We start from the raw sequence: 15,996 nt of genomic DNA on the forward strand, positions 1-15,996 counted from the left end.
CTCTCTTAAATCAGGTGCGGGTTCAAGCTTGGGTTGGGGTGGCAGCCACGCCAGGGAGGAAACTCGTTGACCTGCCACGCGGTGGTTTCGCCGCCGTGCGCGGGCGAGGACTTTATGGGGCAGTGTCCGGCTGTCATGTACACCCAGAATACGGATATCTTTTAGCGCGTGCAGGGCCCTCGCTTGCCGATGCCCCCTTTAAAGCTTCGTTACCAATGTCAGCCCCGAACCCAGTGGGAGCCGGGTCACGGTGGCGCCTTCGAGTTCGCGGAGGTATTCATCGGCCTCGCGCGCGGCGGCGGTATCGCGGTCGGTGCGGGAGGTGTCGGCGACGGTGCCATCGAGAAGCGCATTGGCAAGCACGAGCGTGCCGTGCTGGTGCAGCAGGGGCCAGGCCGCCTTGATGAGGGCGGGGAGGTCGAGGGCGGCGACGTCCGCGTAAATGACCTGGTAGGCCTCGGTGGCCAGGCGCCCGAGCACGTCGAGGGGGCGCGAGGGGAGAAAGCGGCCGCGGGTGGGGGCGTAGCCTGCCTCGCGGAAGGCGGCCTTGGCGCTGCGCTGGTGCTCGGCCTCAGGGTCGATGCAGGTGAGGATGCCGTTGTCTGGCATGCCCGCGAACAGGTAGAGACCGACGACGGAGGCGGCAGGGGTAATCGCCACGGCCTGGGGGCGGTCTACCACGCCGGAGGAGGTTGCCGTCAGCGTGGTGAGAAGCTGACCGGTGGATTCATCCGGGACGGGCAGGCCGTATTCCTCGGCGTGGTCGCGGGCTCCGCGGAGAGCCGCCGAAGGCTCACTGGTGGAATCGATATAGGAGCGCAGTGCGTCATATGCGGTAGTAGTCACGATTAAGACAATAGGTAAAGTTGCGCGAAAGGGTGGCAAAAACGCGCGCAGCCAGCGAAATTGTGGTCTGTGGGAAGTATGTGACGGACTCACAGGATATTATCAGCGCAGCAGCTGGAGTTTCCGCGCCGAGTATAGAAAAATGACACCCATGACAGAAACGAAGCGCGATGCCGAGTCCGTTGCCTCCACCGATCCGAACGTGGAGTTGACCGGTACCGCGGCGTTCGATGCTGGGGAAGCCACGATGCCTTCGTGGGCCGAATTGGTGGCAGAGCACGCCGATGGCGTGTACCGCTTGGCCTACCGTTTATCCGGTGACCAGCAGGATGCCGAGGATCTCACCCAAGAGACCTTTATGCGTGTCTTCCGCTCTTTAGATAAGTACCAACCGGGTACCTTTGGAGGCTGGCTGCACCGCATCACCACGAACCTCTTTTTGGATATGGTGCGCCACCGCTCCAAGATCCGCATGGAGTCCCTACCTGAGGATTATGAGCGCGTTCCGGGTACGGATATGACCCCGGAGCAGGCCTATACCGTGGCCAACCTGGATCCCGTGCTGCAGTCCGCGCTGGATAGCCTGGCGCCGGATTTCCGTGTCGCCGTGGTTCTGTGTGATATCGAAGGCATGAGCTATGACGAAATCGCCGAAACCCTCGGCGTGAAGATGGGCACGGTGCGCTCACGCATCCACCGCGGCCGCTCCCAACTGCGTGCGGCGCTGGAAAAAGAGGCACAGACCAATGCGGAAGCGCGCATCTTGTTGCGCACGCGCTAGAATCGAATCGTTAGCTCCCCTGCCGCGTGGCAGGGGGATTAAGTGTGAGTAATCCGGCTGTGGCATGAACGTGAGGAGGGGTGTCGATGGACTCACTGCGCGGACGCCGCACCCTCTCCAGGCTCAGCGTGCGGGGTGACTTTACCCCCGCGCAGGCGAAGGCCCGGGATAAGGCAAAGGCGCGGGCGCGGCGCAGCGATTCCATCGGCCACCTCGGCCCAGAGGCCGTCGTTGCCTTCGTGGACGGGGAGATGGAGCCCAAAGCCATGCACCGCGTGCGCATCCACCTGGTCCACTGCGCGGAATGCCGCGCCGACGTGCACCACCAGCGCCATGCCTCCGAGTGGGTGCGCCACTGCAGTGATGATTCCGCGGTGAAGGCCCCACAGTCCTTATTGGCCAAACTGGCGGGAATGGCTACAGAGGGTGTGGCGCCGGGCCCCGATGCGTCGACCCCGGCGCACCGGCCGGAGCAGGATTTCCTGGATAAAGTCGAGACGGTGGTACGCGCGATTAAACACAATCAGCGCGGACAGAACTAAACGGAGGGCGAGGATTTAACCGTGTTTTCTTCCATTGGCTGGCCCGAGATTATTGTCATTGTCCTCCTCGGCATCGTCATCATCGGTCCAGAGCGCATGCCGGAGGTTATCAAGGACGTGCGCGCGGCCATCTACGCCGCCCGCAAGGCCATCAATAATGCGAAGGCCGAGCTCAACGGCGAGATGGGGTCCATCTCCGCGGAATTCGACGATATCCGTGGCCCGCTCAACCAAGCTGCACAGTGGACGCGGTTAGGCCCGAAGGGTGCTATTACCAAGGCGCTTTTCGATGGCGACGATGCCGCTTGGGACGACTTCAATCCCCAGAAGATGGCCGAAGATATCAAATCCGGCACCGCGCCGAAAGAACCCGAACAGCGCGCGCAAGACAACAATGGTGCTGCCCGGCCCACCTTTAACTATGCCGAGGTATATGGCGATACCACCGAAACCACCCAGCAGCCGCCCCAGCAACAACAAAAGCCGCAGCGCGGTGGGGAAGATTCCACCGGCGGCGGCTCTGAGTGGAGCGACGTTACCTAATACAACGCGCTCTTAGTTCACGCCCAAGTTGAGGCTCTTGCCCACGAGGGAATCGGAGCGGATGGCGAGCTTATCAGCAACTGCCCTGATTTCCTTTGCGGCAGGGGAGTCGGGTGCTTCGAGCACGATGGGTGTGCCGGCGTCGCTATTCGAGCGCAGTGACGGATCCAGCGGTACGGACGCCAGCAGCGGCACCTCGTGGCCCAGGATGACGCCGAGGCGGTCTGCGACGATCTGGCCGCCGCCTTCACCAAAGACATCCATGGTGGAGCCATCCGGCATGACCATGGCGCTCATGTTCTCAATCACGCCGGCCACGCGCTGGCGCGTTTGTTGGGAGATGGAACCGGCGCGCTCGGCTACCTCTGCTGCAGCGGCCTGCGGCGTGGTGACGATGAGCAGCTCCGCATTCGGGATGAGCTGCGCAACGGACAGCGCTACATCGCCGGTACCCGGAGGCAGGTCGAGGAGGAGGACATCGAGGTCGCCCCAGAATACGTCCGCCAAGAACTGCTGCAGCGCGCGGTGGAGCATGGGCCCGCGCCAGACGACGGGCGCGTTACCCTCCACGAACTGCCCAATCGAGATGTGCTTAATGCCGTGGGAGATGGGGGGCAGCAGCATTTCATCATCAAGCACGGTGGGGCCGTCGGTTGAGCCGAGCAGGCTGGGCACGGAGTGGCCGTAAATATCGGCATCGACAATGCCGACCTTCAGGCCCTTATCCACCAGCGCTGCGGCAAGGTTGACGGTCATCGAGGACTTGCCGACGCCACCCTTACCCGACGCCACCGCAAATACGCGGGTCGTCGAATCGGGCTTCGCAAAGGGAATCTCGGGTTCGGCCTGGCCGCCGCGTAGCTTTTGCTTCAGCTCGCGGCGTTGCTCATCGCTCATCGCGTCCATGGTCACGGTGACCTTGCCAACGCCGTCGATATCCTCGACCGCGGCACGGGTATTGGTCTCGATGGTGGACTTCATGGGGCAGCCCGCGATGGTCAGATAAATGCCAACGGTGACGTCGTTTCCTTCGATATCGACCGATTTCACCATATTGAGTTCGGTGATGGGGCGGCCGATTTCTGGATCCTGTACGTGGGAAAGAGCCTCGCGTACGGCTGATTCGGTAATAGAGCTAGACATAACTCTTGCCATCTTAGTCACGGCGCTACCTCAGGTAAACACGCCTGCACGGTAGACTCTGTGGGACGTTTAAATCCATCCGTTTGTATCGGTGAACTAGAAAAATTAGAAGGAGCACCCTCAGTGAAGCGCAGCCCCGCCCGTCGATATGCCCGCGCTACTGTTACCGCGGTGGTAGGCGCTGCGCTGCTTGCTGGCTGCTCCGACAAGGTCGAGACCAGCCCCGCTGCGGCACAATCCGAACCGGAACAGGTGCAGATCGTCGTTGACCCTGCAGAAACAGATCAGCTCATCTTAGGCGAGGTATTCCGGCAGTCGCTCTTGGAGGAAGGACGCATAGCCGAGCTGAAGAAAGAAGAAACCTTCAAAACACATGGAGGCAAGGGCAGTTCCCTAAACCCGGAAGGCAATTTTTACGTTGGGTGCACTGGCAGCTTTTTAAGCCACTTTAATCCCGGTGAGGCGCGCGATATCTCGGCGGAATATAAAAAGGCAGAAGAAGACAGTGAGCCGGGCGGGGAGGACTTCCTAGCCCGCACCCACATTGCACTCATGTCTACCTTGCCCACTCAACTTGCCACCGTCGAGCCCTCCGGCGCTCACGGTTGTGAGGATGCGCAATCAGAGCTGCCAGAAAACTTCGTGGTCATCTATAGCGATAGCCTCTTTGACCGCGAAGAGGAAAAATCCGTCGCCGCGGTCACCAAATTCATCACACAAAAAGATATCTCTGACATGGTGGAGGCGATAGAGGATGGCGAAGAGCTGAAGAAGGTCGTCCACGAATGGATGGAAGCTTCCGGAATGGACATTGTCAATGAAGAAAGCGATTCCGGCTCCTCCGGCGGCTCGGATCTGAGCAGTTCCTAAGGTATCGGTGCGGTTCGTTCTACCCACCACCCGCCCTTCGCGCTCACCGGCAGGCGCGCTTTAGCGTGCATTCGGCCTCTTCGTGATCGCGAAGGGTGGGGTAGGCGAACCGGCGAATCTAATCGTCGCACCATTTCTGCGATAGCTGCACCGCTCCCCTTGACGCTCACGGGCGGTGCTTGCCGATGCCCCTCCACCTCGCCGGTGAGCGCGAAGGGCGGGTAGGCGGCTGGCTGGAAGCGAACCTAGCGAGGCGAAGGCAACAGCGTCCATGAAATAGCATTAAGCATGAAAATGCCCCAGTGAGGAAATAACCTCACTGGGGCATTCAGCGCTGTACTGCGCTAGGTGCGGCTTCGGCGATTAAAAGCGATTAAACGTCGAAGGCCTCTTCAAGCAAGTTCTTCTGCTCAATCTGGTGCACCTTGGCGTTACCCGTAGCCGTAGAGGACTGGGCGCGGCGGGAAACGCGGACCATTTCCGGCATATCCGGAATGAGGTCGCGCAGGTGCTCGTTGTAGAACGGCCATGGGCCCTGGTTGGCGGGCTCATCCTGTACGAACCGGACCTGGGTGGCATTCGGGTACATCTCGAATGCCTCGCTCAGGCGGTTGAACGGAATCGGGTGGAGCATTTCCACGCGGACGATGGCGATGTCATCGCGGCCGTCGGCCTCGCGCTTCTTCTCCAAGTCCCAGTAGAGCTTGCCAGAAACCAGCATGATGGTCTTGACCTTGTCCGTGTCGCCGACCTTCTTGTTGTTGACGTCCACGAAGTGGGGGTCATTGATAACGGACCGGAACTTCTTGACCTCGGTGAACTCCTCAACGGAGGAGGTGGCGGCCTTGTTACGCAGCATGGACTTCGGGGTGAAGACGACCAGCGGGCGCTTCATCTCGCCCAAAGCCTGGCGGCGCAGCAAGTGGAAGTGGTTAGCCGGGGTGGACGGCTGGGCCACGGTCATGGAACCTTCCGCGCACAGCTGCAGGTAGCGCTCGATGCGGGCGGAGGAGTGGTCCGGGCCCTGGCCCTCGTAGCCGTGCGGCAGGAGGAGAACCAGGCTGGACAGCTGGCCCCACTTGGCCTCACCGGAAGACAGGTACTCATCGATGATGGTCTGGGCACCGTTGGCGAAGTCACCGAACTGAGCCTCCCATGCCACGAGGGCATCGGGGTTGCCCACGGTGTAGCCGTATTCGAAGCCCATACCGGCGAACTCGGTCAGCGCGGAGTTGTAGACCATGAACTTGCCGCCGTTGTCCTTGGACACTGCCAGGGAGTTGAGCGGGTTGTACTCGTTGCTATTGCGGGGGTCGAAGGTCACGGCGTGGCGCTGGGTGAAAGTACCGCGGCGGGAGTCCTCGCCGGCCAGGCGCACGACCTTGCCCTGGTTAGCCAGGGAGCCGAAGGCGAGCAGCTCGCCCCAGCCCCAGTCGATGCCGCCTTCGCGGACAGACTTCGCACGGTCCTTGGCCACCTTGGCCACGCGCTTGTGGTACTCGAAGTCCTCGGGTGGGTTGCCGTAGGCATCGCCAAGCTCGACCATCTCTTCTGCGGTGATGGAGGTATCCAGGCCGCGGGTGAGCTCCTGCGAGGAGGTAATACCGGTCTGTTCCTTGGGGCCGGCCTTTTCGGCTTCCTTGTGCTCGGTGAACACGGACTCCATCTGGTCGTGGAAGTCGCGTGCGGCTGCCTCGGCGTCCTCGGCAGACAGGTCGCCACGGCCGATGAGCTCGTTGGTGTAGTGCTCGCGCACCGGCTCGTGGTTCTCGATGACCGAGTACAGCTGCGGCTGGGTCATGGATGGGTCATCGGCCTCGTTGTGGCCGCGCAGGCGGTAGACCACGAGGTCAATGAAGACGTCCTTGCCAAACTGGCGGCGGTATTCTGCGGCCATCTGGCCTACCCAGACAACGGCCTCTGGGTCATCACCATTGACGTGGAAGACCGGGCAGTCAAAGCCCTTGGCCAGGTCGGTGACGTAGTGGGTGGAGCGGCCGGAATCCGGGGTGGTGGTAAAGCCCACCTGGTTGTTGACCACGATGTGGACGGTACCGCCGTTGGTAAAGCCGCGCAGCTGGGACAGGTTGATGGTCTCCTGCACGACGCCGAGGCCGGTGAAGGACGCATCGCCGTGGAGCATGACGGGAACGACCGAGTATCCGTCCTTGCCCTTGTCCAAGATGTCCTGCTTGGCGCGGGCGATGCCCTCCATGACTGGGTCGACGGCCTCGAGGTGCGACGGGTTGGCGGCAAGGGTGACCTTGATTTCGCCATCGCCGAACATCTGCAGGTGCTCGCCCTCGGAGCCCAAGTGGTACTTCACGTCACCGGAGCCGCCGAGCTGGCCGCCCTTGTAGTTGCCGTCGAACTCACCGAAGATATCTGCCAGCGGCTTGCCGACGATATTAAACAGCACGTTCAAGCGGCCGCGGTGCGGCATGCCCATGACGACCTCGTCGAGGCCCTGGCCCGCAGCGGTGTCGATGATGGAATCCAGCAGCGGGATGAGAGTCTCGGCACCCTCGAGGGAGAAGCGCTTTTGGCCCACGTACTTGGTCTGCAGGAAGTTCTCGAATGCCTCGGCGGCGTTGACCTTCTGCAGGATGTACTTCTGCTCGGCGTTGGTCGGCTTAGGCATGCCGGCCTCGAGGCGGTCCTGCATCCAGCTGCGCTCGTCGCGGTCCAGGATGTGGGTGTATTCGGAACCGACCTTCAGGGTATAAGCAGCGCGCAGGCGGGAGAGTACCTCGCGCAAGGTCATCTGTTCCTTGCCGCCAAAGCCACCGACGTTGAAGACGCGGTCCAGATCCCAGATGGTCAGGCCGTGCGTAGCGATGTCGAGGTCGCGGTGATCCGGGCTAGGCAGGCCGGGCTGGGACCAGCCGAGCGGGTTGACATCGGCAAGCAAGTGCCCGCGGGAGCGGTAGGACTCGATGAGCTGCATGACGCGGGTGTTCTTGTCCACGCCGGAGTTGGGGATGTCCTGTGCCCAACGGAAGGGCTCATAAGGAACGCCCATGGACTCGAAGAGCTCGTCCCAGAAGGCGTCATCAACAATGAGCTTGCCGATGGTGCGCAGGAACTCGCCGGACTCTGCACCCTGGATAACGCGGTGGTCATAGGTGGAGGTCAAGGTGACCAGGCGGCCGACGCCCAAGTCAGCCAAGCGGTCAGCGGAAGCGCCGGCGAATTCTGCCGGGTAATCCATGGAACCAACGCCGATAATGGAGCCTGCGCCCTTGGTCAGGCGAGCAATGGAGTGGCGGGTGCCGATGCCACCCGGGTTGGTCAGGTTAATGGTGACCCCAGAGAAGTCATCCATGGTGAGCTTATTCTTACGGGAACGGGTAACGATGTCCTCGTAAGCCTCAATGAACTCGGCGAAAGATTTGGTCTCGCACTCCTTGATGGCGGCGACCACGAGGGCGCGGGAGCCATCCTTCTGCGGGAGGTCGATGGCCAGGCCCAAGTTGATGTGCTCAGGCTGGACGACGAAGGGCTTGCCGTCTTTTTCCTCGTAGCGCACGTTCATGCCAGGGTGCAGCTGCACGGCCTTGACCATGGCGTAGCCAATAATGTGGGTAAAGGAAATCTTGCCACCGCGGGTGCGCTTCAAGTGGTCATTGATCATGGAGCGGTTTTCCCACATGAGCTTGACCGGCATATCGCGCACGGTGGTAGCGGTAGGAATCTCGAGGGATTCTTCCATGTTCTTAGCAATCGCCTTGAACATGCCCTTGAGCTGGCGCTCGTCGCCGCCCTTGTAATCTTCTAGGTTTTCCAGCGGAGACTGCGCATTCTTGCCTGCAGAATGCTTAGCCTTCGCGGACTTTTCCTTGGCCTTAGATACAGACTCTTTCACGTTGGTATCGCGGGCCTCTTGCTTGCGGGCGGTGGTAGTGCCTTCGGTCTTCTTGGCCGAGGACGTGGACTCTGCCTTTGCCTTCTTTGGCTGTGGCTTAGATGCTTTAGAAGGAGACTCAGCTTCCGGCTGCGCCTTGGGCGCGCCGTTTGCTTCGAAATAGTCGCGCCACTCCTTGTCTACGGAGCTAGGATCCTTGGAGTACTGCTGGAACTGCTCGTCTATCAGCCACGCATTCGGGCCGAAGATGCTCGATGTGCTCACGGCAGGTTTTCGCCTCATTTCTCTGCTTTAAAATGGTCGTTTATTCGACTTTAGTCCGGACTTTGTACGAGCGCATTTATCACCCGCCAAAGTGTCTGCCTATATGATACGGGCCAATCCCTCACCTTCACTATGTCAGGGGTACTGAATTCGCTCTAAACGATCATTGGGTACCCGCCTCAGTGTGGGAAAGAGGGGAGAGCTGGTGGCGGGCGTGTTCGATGACCTGATTGGCCAGCTTGCGATTGGCCTTCGTGCCAATGACCGCGCCGATGCCCATAGGCATGAGCTTGCCCACCCAGGCCCACTTCATGCGCTTGGTGATTTGCTTGGTAAATACCTTGGTCAACCGGCCATTGATGCCAGATAGCGTGGGCCCGGAAAAGCGGGAGAGGGAGGCCACGGAACGCGCCCCCGTGACCGTGCCGAGGTCACCGACAAAGGTATCGACCACCGCAGAGCCCTTCGAGCCCGTCAATACCACCAGCACTAGGGCGCGGCGGCGCTCGGGCGAGGAGATATCATCGCCGCGCAGGTACGCGGACGCCAGGATGTACCACGCAGCGGCTTCAAGAAAGACTACGGATTCCGCACCAATGGTGGCCGCGCCCGTAAATAGCCCAATGCCGGGCACGGATGCGGAGGCACCGGCGGCCGCGCCCGTGCCAGTAGTGATATTGATGAAGTGCTTGTTAATAAAGCCCTGCAACTCCTGGTCAGTGGCATCCGGGTGGTGCTTCTTTAGGTTCTTGACGTATTTGGAAATAACACCAGATTGCACGGATACCGCGCGGTCCAGGGAGCTCAGCAGCGCCCTAGTAAACCGCCCGCTGTGCTCCGGATCGATGTCATACGTGTCGCTAGCTGCTTTATCCGGGGTGGACTTTTTAAATATGGACATGCCTTTTCCCACACCAATCCTTAAGTTCGTTGGGGCAGTGGTATTAATTGAATTTTTACCTAGCATAGCCCTGACCTTGAAATAAGGTGGGCGCGCATGTGCGATTCGGATCGCCACCGGCGTGCAACCTACCTAAGGTAGGGAGTATGCCTTACCCGCAGGAAAATCAACGTGACACTGGGGACTTTTATTCCGAAGAGTCCACCGCTGCCGCGCGCTTGCGGGCCATGCGCGCACACGAGCGCGCCCGTCAGGCCCACGAGCGGGCACAGAATGCCTATGCGGATGAGCTCACGGTGCGCACGACTTCCGGCTGGGTGCGCGGGGTCATCGAAGAAGACCTTAGGGTAGATCGCCCCATCAGCGCCGGGCCGGTGCGCACGTGGCGTGGCATTCCCTTCGGCGCCTCCACAGCTGGCGACAACCGCTTCCGCGCCCCACGCCCGGCACCGCGCTGGGACGGGGTGCGCGATTGCAGCCAATTCGGGCCAATCGCCCCACAACCCACGTACTCCTGGACCGACCGCATCGTCGGCTCCGAGGACTGCCTGTATCTAGACATCGTGCGCCCGCGCACGGAGGAAAAGTTGCCCGTCGTGGTGTACCTGCACGGTGGCAGCTTCATCATGGGTTCATCCCACATGCTCATGCTGCGCGGGTTTGAGCTCGCCACCCGCATGAACGTGGTCTACGTATCTATCAACTTTCGCCTCAACGCCTTGGGATATCTCGATCTGCGCAGCCTCGGCGGCGAGTGCAGCGCTAACCCCGCCGTGGCGGATCAGATTCTGGCCCTTAATTGGGTGCGAGATAACATCGCTGCCTTTGGCGGCGACCCAGACTCGGTCACCCTCATGGGCGAATCCGCCGGCGGTGCCGCGGTGCTGGCGCTCATGACCAGCCCGCCGGCCGAGGGGCTCTTCCACCGCGCCATTGCCCAATCCCCACCGATTGCGTTGGTGCACTCCCGTGCCCAATCCACCTTGTGGGCCCGCGAACTTGCGCGCCGAGTGGGCCTACCGCGCCGAGTGAGCGTGGATGATCTGCGTCAAGAAGACTGTGCGGATGTGGTGCGCTCCGGCCAATCCATGATGTGGCGCGCCGGCGAGCTACTGCACTTGAACTCCTGCTACGCGCCCACGGTGGACGGCGAACTTTTGCCCGAGCACCCCATCACCGCCTTCGAGCAGGGCCATCAGCACAAAATTCCGTTGCTGATTGGTACGAATTCGGATGAAGCCAGCTTTGGCAAATTCCTTTTTCAGCGCCAAAGCGCCCGGGAGCGCGCAGCCCTCCGGCTCTTGGCCTCCTATGATCCCCACCACGCCCCTGAGGTCGTTGCAGCCTATCGCGGCGCGGTCCGCAGGGAGGATTTTGCGCACTTGCTTGCCGATGCCCTCTTCTGGGCACCCTCCACCCGCATCGCCAGCGCCCACTCTGAAGTGGCCGATACGTGGATGTACCGCTTTGACTTCGCCTCCGCCGTCTTGAAGTGGCTGGGGCTAGGTGCCATGCACTCGATGGAATTGGGCAATGTCTTTGGTGATCCCCAATCCTCCCGCGCCTCCCTGCTAACCGGCTGGGGCTCGCGCGCTGAGATGGAGGAATTGACCTCCACCATGCAAGATCACTGGGCCGCATTCATCCACGGCGACAGCCCCAAGGAGCAGTGGCCGCGCTATGACGGCGGGGACCGCGCGACCATGATCTTTGATGAACAGGCCTATATCGTGCACGCCCCCAACGATGGACGCCGCAAGGCGTGGGAGGATTACCACATGGTGGAGTGGGGAAGTGGGCGCCCAGAGCTCGTGCGCTCACTTGGTTTCCAACCACACGGGCGGGATTAGCGGTAGACTCCACAGTGACCGCGGGTGGCGTCTTGCCCACCGCGGGGACCTCTGCTTCCGAAGGATGGATTTTTCACCACCATGAGCTTTTTCGAAGATATCGCTTCCGCATTGGACGCCGAGGGCATCGAGTCCCGCGTCAACGAAGACGTCATGTTCGTTCCAATCACCTCTGATTTGGAAATCCAGTTTGTTGAAATCGATCCTCTCTTGCCTGCCGCCAACGTGTACATCGCTGCGGCGGATGTGGATGAAGACGATGAAGAATTCGAGGCCGTCTTGGTCTCCGTTGCCTTTTCCGTCGAAGACGCCGTAGAAGCCGTCTCCCGCCACATCGCCACCGACCAGGTTGTTACCGTCCTGCGGGACCTCTTGGAAGGTACCGATGAGCGCATCGCGGAATTGGAGTTTGACCAGGATGAACTCAACCCGCACCTGGTGGTGGCGGAAGTAGGCAACGATTCAGAGCTGCGCGTATTAGTAGAAACCATCGACGGCGTGCCCTCTGCCATCGTGCGCTTCTTGGCCTTCGACTTCGATGAAGAAGACATGGAAGAGCTCGAAGATGAGGCCGTCACGGAGCTATGGCAGGTGGATGAGGAAGGCGAAGACCTCGATGAAAACGAGCGCCTTGCCCTCTTTGGCAACACCGATTCTGATGACATCCCTATCGTAGAAGTCCCCGCTGAGGCCCTAGAACTGGGCACCTACACCGATTTCGACCGACTCTTTGACGTGCTTGGTCTGGTCTCGGAACAAGCTCTTGATTGGGAGGCACAGCTCGTCAATTTTGATGAGGATGACTTCGAGGAACCAGACGTCTACGACATTTTCTGCGAAGATGCCGATGATGACGATGACGAGGACCTTGAGTTCTTCGATACCTTCACCGAAGACGACGCTGACGCTGATGACGAGGGCGACAACAACTAAGCCCCTAAGCCGCTTGTTGGAATCCCGTGAAAAGGGATTCCGGCGAGCGTACGGGCTTAAAGGCGCTATCCACGAGCCACACGTAAGTGGCATTGGGCCCACGAGAGATTTCGTGGACGGCGCCAGCTAATTCTACGGGGACAAGCGTGCGTATCCACCCTTCCGCTGTGGCGGGGTCGACCACCTGCCCAAAGTTATCGGTGATCCGAATGGTGATGAGGTAGGCGGGGATGCGGCTTTCACCGAACCCGCGGATCCGTGCCTTCACTCGTGCTCCCACGCGGTGGCGCGTAATGCTCATGCTGTAGTCCGCGCCGACAGCACCAGGCGTGGATGGCAGCTGTTTTATGGGCGGACGCCACGTCGGGGTGGGGCGAGCCAAGGACCGTGGGTGGTGCATGATGGCGGAAATAGAGCTGACGGTCTCATAGTGGTGGTAAGCCAAGTCGGCGGCGATTTCCGTAGCCATGGCATTGGGTTGACTGGGTACTGTGTGCGAAAAGTTCTTATCTACGTTGTGCATGGCACTTACTCTAAACCGCAGGGCCGACACGAGTTCGAAGAATGCAAATACGTGTTCGAATAAGTGGGCTAAATAGCTTTCAGACCTTCAAAGGCATAAGGTTGCACGTGCTATGAAGAGTGCTAATGCCGAACCGGCGCCCTACGAAAAGCCCAAGGTGCCGCGGGAAATCTGGGTAATGGTAACGGCGGCGTTCATTATCGCCTTAGGTTATGGCCTTATCGCCCCGCTTTTGCCGCAGTTCGTGGTCAGCTTCGATGTATCGATGGCCGCCGCCGGCCTCGTGGTATCCATCTTCGCCGCCTCCCGGCTGATCTTCGCGCCGGTGTCTGGTTCATTGGTGGATCGCGTCGGTTCGCGCCGCGTCTACCTGGTGGGCTTGATGACCGTTGCCGTGACCACGGGATTGGTCGCCATTGCTCAGGAGTATTGGCACATCGTGGTGCTGCGCGCCCTGGCAGGTCTTGGCTCGACCATGTTTACCGTCTCCGCGATGGGCCTTATCGTGCGTCTGTCTCCACCGTCGATTCGCGGTAAGTGCTCCGCCACGTATGCCACGGCATTCCTGCTGGGCAATGTCGCCGGCCCAGTGCTCGGCGCCAGCCTGTCGTTCTTGGGTTTTCGCTGGCCATTTTTCATTTACGGCATCGGCGTGATGCTTGCTGCGTTCGTTGTCTGGTGGCAGATGCCGCGGGTCAACCACGCCCAAACCACCACCTCGGAGCTACCTCCCATGCGCCTGCAGGAGGCCTGGGGTGATACCGCATTCCGTGCGGTTCTCACCTCCAACTTCGCCCACGGTTGGATCAATATGGGCGTGCGCGTGTCCGTCCTGCCGCTTTTCGCCGCTGCCATTTTCCATAATGGCGCCGCAGCCTCGGGCTTGGCTCTCGCGGCCTTCGCCGCAGGCAATGCGATTATTCTCCAGTTCTCTGGCCGGTGGTCCGATCTCCACGGCCGCAAGCCGCTTATCTTGATTGGCTTGGTCGGCTCCGCCATCTTCATGGTGCTCATGGGCTTGGCCACCAGCGTGTGGTTCCTCTTGCTCGTATCCGCGCTTGCGGGTGCAGCATCGGGCCTTATCAATCCTTCCCAGACCGCCGCGGTGGCAGACATCGTGGGCAACGAGCGCTCCGGCGGCAAGGTATTGTCCGCCTTCCAGATGTCAGGAGACTTCGGCCAAATCGTGGGCCCCATGCTCATCGGGCTGCTTGCCGATGTCTATGGCTTCCCCACAGCCTTCACGGTCTGCGGTGCCATCGCCATTTTCGGCATCATCGCCTGGCTCTTCGGCCGCGAGCCGCGCGAAGAGTCCAAGGTGGAAGTAGAGCGGATGCCGAAAAAATAGTTGACGGCAACCGCTCAATGCCGGCTAAGTTATGCGCGTGTGGATGACTTAAACGCGCGCTTTCTTGATGCGGTCAATAACGCCTTGATTATTTGGGTACGGCTGCATAATTCAGACATAGTTGTGGGCCGTGCCTGGTGGATCGAAGAAAATACTTGGGTACTCCGCCGCCTCGAGGATGGTACGCGCCGGCACATCCTGCCCCGAGAGGTGGAGAGCTTAAGGGTGATCGGCGCGTACCTCGAAGATTACGAGCAAAAAGGCTAGAAGAGCCCGGCAACCTGGGACACGCACAGGTAGACGAAGGCCGCTGAAATGATGCCCATCAAGGTGTTGATAAACCAACCATTGCGCCATTCCTTCGGGGTGTGCTTGGTATTAAGCAGTACCAAGAGCGTAAGGCCCAAGAACGGCATGAAGAATGCCCCCAAGACACCGTAGCCAATGATCAATCCGGTGGGCTTGCCCAGCAGTAGGAGAAGCATCGGTGGAAAGGTCAACCAGATGAGGTAGGCGCGGTAGTACTTACCGCCCGTGCTGGTGCTGGGATGGCCTTGTGGGAGATTCTTCAGGTGCCCCACGTAGTCCGCGAACATGAGGGATACACCGTTCCACACACCCAAGCAGGAAGAGAATGCGGCAGAGAAGAAGCCGACGATGAACCATTTAGAAATAAAGGCTCCGTAGCGAGCCTCCAGCACGTCCGCCATGTCCACCAAGCCCTGGTCATTATCGGAGACAGCGACATTAGCGCTGTACAAAAGCTCGGCACCAAGGACAAGTGTAGCGAGCACGAAGATGCCGGTGACGGCATAAGCCACCGAGTTATCCATGCGCATGACCTTCATCCACTTGGGCGTGAACCATTTCTTTTCTCGCAGCCAGTAGCCATAGGCGGCAAGGGTAATGGTGCCGCCGACACCACCGGCGATGGAGAGTACGTAGACGAAAGAACCATCCGGGATGGTGGGGACAAGGCCGCGCAGAATCTCTGGCAAATTAGGCGCGGTAATTGCGGCGATGCCCACCACAGTGACAAACATGATGCCAACCAAGACGGCGGCAAGTTTTTCAAAGAGTTGGTATTGCCCCAGCCACGTAAGGACAAAGCACAACACGCCGGTCAGGATGGCCCACATGGTCAAGCTAGTACCGGGGAAGAGTGCGCTTAACGCCAAGCCGGTACCGGACATGGCGGCGGCGCCATAAACCAATCCCCAGATGACGATGTAGGGCGCGAAGTACCACGAGGTCCAGCGTCCTAGCTCCCGCCAACCGTGGAACATGGTGTTTCCGGTGGCCAAGCTGTAGCGGCCGACGCCTTCCACCAGTACGATTTTCATAATCGTACCGACGATGACGGCCCATAACAGTGCGTAACCGTAGCGCTGGCCGGCAATCATGGTTGCTACTAGGTCAGCGGCACCGACGCCGGTGGCCGCGGCGACCAAACCCGGACCAACGAGGGTCCATTTCACCTTTGCTTGTGGCTCAGAGTCGTGTGTCTGTTGGCCTGCGGCGGGAGTTGCGCCGGTGTGGTTATAAGATTGGCTCATGACACTTCCTTAATTGGCTGTGGTTTGAATC

Annotated in this window: 15 protein-coding genes; 8 read left to right on the forward strand and 7 right to left on the reverse strand. The window is 60.2% G+C overall.

What is annotated here, in order from left to right; all coding sequences use genetic code 11:
• Positions 1-5: 5 nt before the first annotated feature.
• Complete coding sequence (locus ABRP88_RS06470; protein WP_284769897.1) at positions 6-137, reverse strand: hypothetical protein; 132 nt, start codon at positions 135-137, stop codon at positions 6-8.
• A gap of 61 nt (positions 138-198) precedes the next feature.
• Positions 199-846, reverse strand: coding sequence for an O-methyltransferase (locus ABRP88_RS06475; RefSeq protein WP_023028631.1), 648 nt, complete (start codon positions 844-846; stop codon positions 199-201).
• Positions 847-997: 151 nt separating this feature from the next.
• On the opposite strand from ABRP88_RS06475, the gene sigE reads away from it, so the two are divergent.
• The 3 genes from sigE (at position 998) to ABRP88_RS06490 (ending at position 2,712) form a co-directional block, all read left to right on the forward strand.
• Positions 998-1,627 carry an RNA polymerase sigma factor SigE gene (sigE, locus tag ABRP88_RS06480; protein ID WP_005280118.1) on the forward strand — a complete coding sequence of 210 codons (630 nt, stop codon included), beginning with the start codon at positions 998-1,000 and terminating at the stop codon, positions 1,625-1,627.
• A gap of 86 nt (positions 1,628-1,713) precedes the next feature.
• Complete coding sequence (locus tag ABRP88_RS06485) at positions 1,714-2,169, forward strand: anti-sigma factor family protein (protein ID WP_284769895.1); 456 nt, start codon at positions 1,714-1,716, stop codon at positions 2,167-2,169.
• 21 nt (positions 2,170-2,190) lie between these two features.
• Positions 2,191-2,712, forward strand: a complete 522-nt coding sequence (locus ABRP88_RS06490) for a twin-arginine translocase TatA/TatE family subunit (protein WP_349836666.1) — start codon at positions 2,191-2,193, stop codon at positions 2,710-2,712.
• Between the two features lie 12 nt (positions 2,713-2,724).
• Here ABRP88_RS06490 and ABRP88_RS06495 read toward each other — a convergent pair whose 3' ends face one another.
• Positions 2,725-3,855, reverse strand: a complete 1,131-nt coding sequence (locus tag ABRP88_RS06495; RefSeq protein WP_284769893.1) for an Mrp/NBP35 family ATP-binding protein — start codon at positions 3,853-3,855, stop codon at positions 2,725-2,727.
• A gap of 123 nt (positions 3,856-3,978) precedes the next feature.
• Here ABRP88_RS06495 and ABRP88_RS06500 point away from each other — a divergent pair, with 123 nt between their 5' ends.
• Positions 3,979-4,725 (forward strand): hypothetical protein, encoded by a 747-nt coding sequence (locus ABRP88_RS06500; RefSeq protein WP_349836667.1) that lies wholly within the window; start codon positions 3,979-3,981, stop codon positions 4,723-4,725.
• Positions 4,726-5,098: 373 nt separating this feature from the next.
• Here ABRP88_RS06500 and ABRP88_RS06505 read toward each other — a convergent pair whose 3' ends face one another.
• Entirely contained in the window at positions 5,099-8,854 is a 3,756-nt protein-coding gene (locus ABRP88_RS06505) for a multifunctional oxoglutarate decarboxylase/oxoglutarate dehydrogenase thiamine pyrophosphate-binding subunit/dihydrolipoyllysine-residue succinyltransferase subunit (RefSeq protein ID WP_502879870.1), read from the reverse strand.
• A 163-nt stretch (positions 8,855-9,017) separates the two neighbouring features.
• Complete coding sequence (locus ABRP88_RS06510; RefSeq protein ID WP_349836669.1) at positions 9,018-9,755, reverse strand: hypothetical protein; 738 nt, start codon at positions 9,753-9,755, stop codon at positions 9,018-9,020.
• A 146-nt stretch (positions 9,756-9,901) separates the two neighbouring features.
• Here ABRP88_RS06510 and ABRP88_RS06515 point away from each other — a divergent pair, with 146 nt between their 5' ends.
• A complete protein-coding gene (locus ABRP88_RS06515) occupies positions 9,902-11,605 on the forward strand; it encodes a carboxylesterase/lipase family protein (protein ID WP_349836670.1) in 1,704 nt (567 codons plus the stop codon).
• A gap of 81 nt (positions 11,606-11,686) precedes the next feature.
• Positions 11,687-12,538, forward strand: a complete 852-nt coding sequence (locus tag ABRP88_RS06520; protein WP_284896179.1) for a DNA primase — start codon at positions 11,687-11,689, stop codon at positions 12,536-12,538.
• Positions 12,539-12,542: 4 nt separating this feature from the next.
• On the opposite strand, the gene ABRP88_RS06525 is transcribed toward ABRP88_RS06520, so the two are convergent.
• Positions 12,543-13,061, reverse strand: coding sequence for a hypothetical protein (locus ABRP88_RS06525; RefSeq protein WP_349836671.1), 519 nt, complete (start codon positions 13,059-13,061; stop codon positions 12,543-12,545).
• Positions 13,062-13,173: 112 nt separating this feature from the next.
• Here ABRP88_RS06525 and ABRP88_RS06530 point away from each other — a divergent pair, with 112 nt between their 5' ends.
• Positions 13,174-14,409, forward strand: a complete 1,236-nt coding sequence (locus ABRP88_RS06530) for an MFS transporter (RefSeq protein WP_349836672.1) — start codon at positions 13,174-13,176, stop codon at positions 14,407-14,409.
• 39 nt (positions 14,410-14,448) lie between these two features.
• Positions 14,449-14,676, forward strand: coding sequence for a hypothetical protein (locus ABRP88_RS06535; RefSeq protein ID WP_349836673.1), 228 nt, complete (start codon positions 14,449-14,451; stop codon positions 14,674-14,676).
• On the opposite strand, the gene ABRP88_RS06540 is transcribed toward ABRP88_RS06535, so the two are convergent.
• On the reverse strand, positions 14,673-15,965 hold the full coding sequence (locus ABRP88_RS06540) for an Nramp family divalent metal transporter (RefSeq protein ID WP_349836674.1): 1,293 nt from the start codon (positions 15,963-15,965) through the stop codon (positions 14,673-14,675). The two genes, ABRP88_RS06535 and ABRP88_RS06540, sit on opposite strands and share 4 nt — an antisense overlap.
• Between the last annotated feature and the right edge of the window lie 31 nt (positions 15,966-15,996).

The sequence above is a fragment of the Corynebacterium sp. KPL2734 genome, from assembly GCF_040225595.1.
In the GTDB taxonomy this organism is placed as follows: Bacteria; Actinomycetota; Actinomycetes; order Mycobacteriales; family Mycobacteriaceae; genus Corynebacterium; species Corynebacterium rhinophilum.

Bases quoted from the DNA above. Each gene is read 5' to 3' on its own strand.
- ABRP88_RS06470 (WP_284769897.1), bottom strand. From the start codon at position 137: ATGACAGCCGGACACTGCCCCATAAAGTCCTCGCCCGCGCACGGCGGC.
- sigE (WP_005280118.1), top strand. From the start codon at position 998: ATGACAGAAACGAAGCGCGATGCCGAGTCCGTTGCCTCCACCGATCCG.
- ABRP88_RS06485 (WP_284769895.1), top strand. From the start codon at position 1,714: ATGGACTCACTGCGCGGACGCCGCACCCTCTCCAGGCTCAGCGTGCGG.
- ABRP88_RS06495 (WP_284769893.1), bottom strand. From the start codon at position 3,855: ATGTCTAGCTCTATTACCGAATCAGCCGTACGCGAGGCTCTTTCCCAC.
- ABRP88_RS06510 (WP_349836669.1), bottom strand. From the start codon at position 9,755: ATGTCCATATTTAAAAAGTCCACCCCGGATAAAGCAGCTAGCGACACG.
- ABRP88_RS06515 (WP_349836670.1), top strand. From the start codon at position 9,902: ATGCCTTACCCGCAGGAAAATCAACGTGACACTGGGGACTTTTATTCC.
- ABRP88_RS06520 (WP_284896179.1), top strand. From the start codon at position 11,687: ATGAGCTTTTTCGAAGATATCGCTTCCGCATTGGACGCCGAGGGCATC.
- ABRP88_RS06525 (WP_349836671.1), bottom strand. From the start codon at position 13,061: ATGCACAACGTAGATAAGAACTTTTCGCACACAGTACCCAGTCAACCC.
- ABRP88_RS06530 (WP_349836672.1), top strand. From the start codon at position 13,174: ATGAAGAGTGCTAATGCCGAACCGGCGCCCTACGAAAAGCCCAAGGTG.
- ABRP88_RS06540 (WP_349836674.1), bottom strand. From the start codon at position 15,965: ATGAGCCAATCTTATAACCACACCGGCGCAACTCCCGCCGCAGGCCAA.